This is a genomic window from Phenylobacterium sp. (assembly GCF_030697925.1).
In the GTDB taxonomy this organism is placed as follows: Bacteria; Pseudomonadota; Alphaproteobacteria; order Caulobacterales; family Caulobacteraceae; genus Phenylobacterium.
The window spans coordinates 1-3,824 of sequence record NZ_JAUYOJ010000134.1; the positions used below are offsets into that span (position 1 = coordinate 1).

General features: G+C 69.8%; 4 protein-coding genes. 2 read left to right on the plus strand and 2 right to left on the minus strand.

From position 1 onward, the window contains the following. Positions 1-137 precede the first annotated feature (137 nt). Positions 138-1,103, minus strand: coding sequence for a CsgG/HfaB family protein (locus Q8Q88_RS12350; RefSeq protein ID WP_305675491.1), 966 nt, complete (start codon positions 1,101-1,103; stop codon positions 138-140). Between the two features lie 34 nt (positions 1,104-1,137). Next, on the minus strand, positions 1,138-2,103 hold the full coding sequence (locus Q8Q88_RS12355) for a LysR family transcriptional regulator (RefSeq protein ID WP_305675492.1): 966 nt from the start codon (positions 2,101-2,103) through the stop codon (positions 1,138-1,140). 105 nt (positions 2,104-2,208) lie between these two features. Here Q8Q88_RS12355 and bla point away from each other — a divergent pair, with 105 nt between their 5' ends. Together bla and Q8Q88_RS12365 are read left to right on the plus strand one after the other, a co-directional pair. Beyond that, positions 2,209-3,069, plus strand: a complete 861-nt coding sequence (bla, locus tag Q8Q88_RS12360; protein ID WP_305675493.1) for a class A beta-lactamase — start codon at positions 2,209-2,211, stop codon at positions 3,067-3,069. Between the two features lie 93 nt (positions 3,070-3,162). Further along, positions 3,163-3,824: hypothetical protein (locus Q8Q88_RS12365; RefSeq protein WP_305675494.1), on the plus strand; the 662-nt coding region annotated here is incomplete at its 3' end.

Consider the following 3,824-nt stretch of genomic DNA (forward strand, 5'->3'; position numbering starts at 1 on the left):
TGCTGCGCAAGGCCGCCGAACGCACCGTCGAGGCCACCTGGCGCCGCATCGGCCAACTCCTCGACCACTTCACCCCAACCGAGTGCGCCAACTACCTCGTCAACTCAGGCTACGCTCCATGCTAAAACGGTCATGCTCTAGTTGCGCGGCGTGATGAAGGCCGAGGAGACCCAGCCGCGATTGCCGTTCTCGTCATCGACTTCCCACCAGATGCCGTTCTTCTGGCCGGTGGGATAGACCAGCTCGCCGACCGCGAAGGAGCGGACGGCTCCAGCCTGGGGCGAGGGCGACTTGCGCAGCACCACCGCCGACTTGGCGGTATAGGCCTGGACGCCGGCGTTGGCCGAGGCCTGGGCGCCGGTGGCCACCTGGCCCTGCTGCATGTAGCGGACCAGGTCGACGAAGGCGTTGAAATAGGCCGCCGTGATCACCTTGCCGATGTCGGTGTTGGCGTAGCCGCCGCCGGCCGCCGCGGCGAAGCCGGTGGTGCCGAAGCCGCCGCCGCCGCCGCCGAAGGAGATGTCGGTCTTCTGGGCCACGCCCTCGGCCACATAGACCTGCTCGGTGGTGCGCGCGTCGACCAGGGTGATCAGCGCCTGGGCCTGGGCCTTCTTGGTGCGCAGCCCGCCGGCCAGCGAGCCGAAACCGCCCGGCAGCAACGAGCCGGCGATGGCGCCGATGGCCGCTCCGCCGGTGTTGGAGTCCGAATTGGCGATGTCGGGGATGATGAAGTAGTCGGCCGAGGCCACCTGGCCCTTGCCGATGTTCGAGCCGCGACGCAGATCACCCGAGGCGCCGAGGGCCGCCTCGCTATTGCGCATGGCCAGGCCCGCGTTGCGGTCGACGATCCGCAGGCAGTTTGAGCGGGCGGCGAACAGCTTCAACAGGGCTTCCGGATTGGAGAGCCCCAGTTCGGTCCACCAGCGGTTGGCCGGTTCCTGCACCGCCGCCGTGCCCAGCGGACGGTCGCAGCGCGGCAGCTCGGGGGTCGCTGCGTTCTTGGGCTGCTTCTTGTCCATGCCGTATTGGGCGCTCGCGGGGGTCGAAATGGCGAGCGTGGCGGCGAGGCTCATGGCCAGGGCCGTCGTTAAGGTCTTTCGCATCATGCCCCTCCTGGATTCTTGCGTTGGCGCGAGCCTAGTCCCCCGGGTTACGCCGATCAATCGGTTGAGCTTGCCCCGCCTCACGTATTGTTGAGGATCGTTTAGGTATTTCGCGCCCCTCGCGACCGTCGCTCGACGGCATGCTGGCTGCGAGCCACCCCCCCAACGCACGCATGGCGCCTGTCGGTTCCTTCGACTTCAACCAGCTTAACCAGTATTGGCCGGAACCTGACTCCTGGATGAACGGCTGCACCAGGCGTCCGGAGGCCAGGTCGCGCTCGAACATCGAGGCTGGGGCGAGCGCCACCCCCAGCCCCTGGGCGGCGGCCTCGGCCATGACGAAGGAGGAGTCGAACACCGGCCCGCGGATCGGCGGGCAGGGGAGGCCGGCGGCGGCGAACCAGGCCGGCCAGTCGTCGGCGCGATAGGAGCGCAGCAGGATTTCCGCCGCCAGCGAGGCGGGCCCCTCCAACCGCTGCGCCACCGCGGGCGCGCACAGCGCGGTCAGCGGCGCCGGCATCAGCCGCACGGCCTGCGTCCCGTGCCAGGCGCCGTCGCCGAATCGGATCGCGCAATCCAGGCCCTCGCCCGCCAGGTCGACCCGGTTGTTGTTGGTGGAGATCCGCAGGTCGACGAACGGATGCGCCGCCTGGAACTGTGGCAGCCGCGGCAACAGCCAGCCCACCGCAAAAGTACCCACCACGGCCAGCGTCAGAACCTGGCGCACCCGGCCGGCCTCGAAGCGGTCCATGACCTCGCCCACCCGGTCGAAGCTGTCGCGCAGCACCGGCAGCAGGAACTGGCCCTCGTCGGTGAGCGCCAGGCCGCGCGGCAGGCGGCGGAACAGCGCCACCCCCAGCCGCGCCTCCAGGCCCTTGACCTGGTGGCTCACCGCCGCCTGGGTGACGGAGAGCTCCAGCCCGGCCCGGGTGAAGCTCAGATGTCGGGCCGAGGCCTCGAAGGCACGGAGCGCATTGAGCGGCAATTGGCTGCGCGACACCGGGCGGACTCCCAAATTTTCCTAGGGTCAGCGCCGATCTATCATTGTTTGCGCCGGCCCGCGCCAGCTTTCAATCTCAGCCCATCGGAACGGGAGAGATCGAGCATGAGACGTCGGGACTTCACCTTCGCCCTGGCGGGCGCGGCCGCCGCATGGCCCACGCTCACCCGCGCCCAGGCCGGGATCACAAAGGAATTCGAGACCCTGGAGGCCCACGGCCAGGGTCGGCTCGGCGTCGCCGTCCTCGACACCCAGACCGGCGAGCGCCTGGCCTGGCGCGGCGACGAGCGGTTTCCGATGTGCAGCACCTTCAAGGCGCTGGCGGCCGCCCAGGTGCTGACCCGGGTCGATCGAGGCAAAGATCAGCTAGGGCGACGCATCGTCTTCTCCGCCGCCGACCTGGTCGCGTATTCCCCGGCCACCAAGCCGCATGTCGGGGCCCCAGGCATGACGCTGGGCGCCCTCTGCGAGGCGGCGGTCACGCTCAGCGACAACACCGCCGCCAACCTGATGCTGAAGGGCCTTGGTGGTCCCAAGGGCTTCACCGCCTGGTGCCGGTCCATCGGCGATCCGGTCACCCGTCTCGATCGCTGGGAGACGGCGATGAGCGAATCCGCCCCCGGCGATCCGCGCGACACCACCAGTCCCTCGGCCATGGTCGAGACCCTGCGCAAGCTGACCCTCGGCGACGTCCTGACGCCGGCCTCCCGCGCGCGCCTCACCGCCTGGCTCGTGGCCAACCAGACCGGCGACGCACGCTTGCGCGCCGGCCTTCCCAAGACCTGGAAGGTAGGCGACAAGACCGGCTCCGGCGGCCACGGCACGACCAACGACATCGCCGTCCTCTGGCCGCCGAACCGCCGCCCGATCGTGGTCGCGGCCTACCTCACGGGATCGAAGGGCGGCCCCGACGCGCGCAACGCCGTCCTGGCCGAGGTCGGACGTATCGTCACGCGGATGGTCTAGGGGGCTTCCACCGCCGGTCTCGGATGGTCATGATGGCGGCATTCAAAGACGCCGACTTCGATTCCACTTCCTAATTCCGAGACCAGAATTTCAATGACCGAGATCGTTGTGCCCCGCCAATTCCGCGGGCCTCCCTACACTGCCAATGGCGGCTATATCTGCGGCGTGCTGTCGAACGCGGTCGGCGGTCGCGGCGCGGCCATGCTGCGGGCTGGCGTGCCCCTGGACGTGGTCGTCACTCTGTCGCCCGGCGAGGACGGCGGCGTGATCCTGTCGAATTCCGAAGGCGCCCTGCTGGGCGCCGCCCGTCCGGCCACGGACGACGCCATTCCGCCGACACCCCCGGCGCCGCCTGGCGTCGAGGAGGCGCGCGCGGCCCAGGCCTCATCGCCCTTCGCGGAGCGGTCCCTGCACCGCGGCTGCTTCTCCTGCTGCATCGAGCGTGAGGACGGAGAGGGTCTCGGCGTCCATGTGGGCCAGCTCGAGGGCGCGCCCGCCGGACATTGTGCCGGCCTCTGGACCCCGCACGCCAACTTCGCCGACGCCGACGGGACCGTCCCCGACGAGATCACCTGGGGCGCGCTCGACTGCTCGGGCTCCATGGCCTGGTGGATCAAGACCGGCGCGCCCGTGGGTTTGCTGGGCACCATGGCGGGTGAGGTGCTGAAGAAGCCCCGGGCCGGCGAGACCTATGTGGTGGTCGCCTGGACCCGCGAGGTCGAGGGCCGCAAGCACTTCGCCGGCGTCGCGCTGTT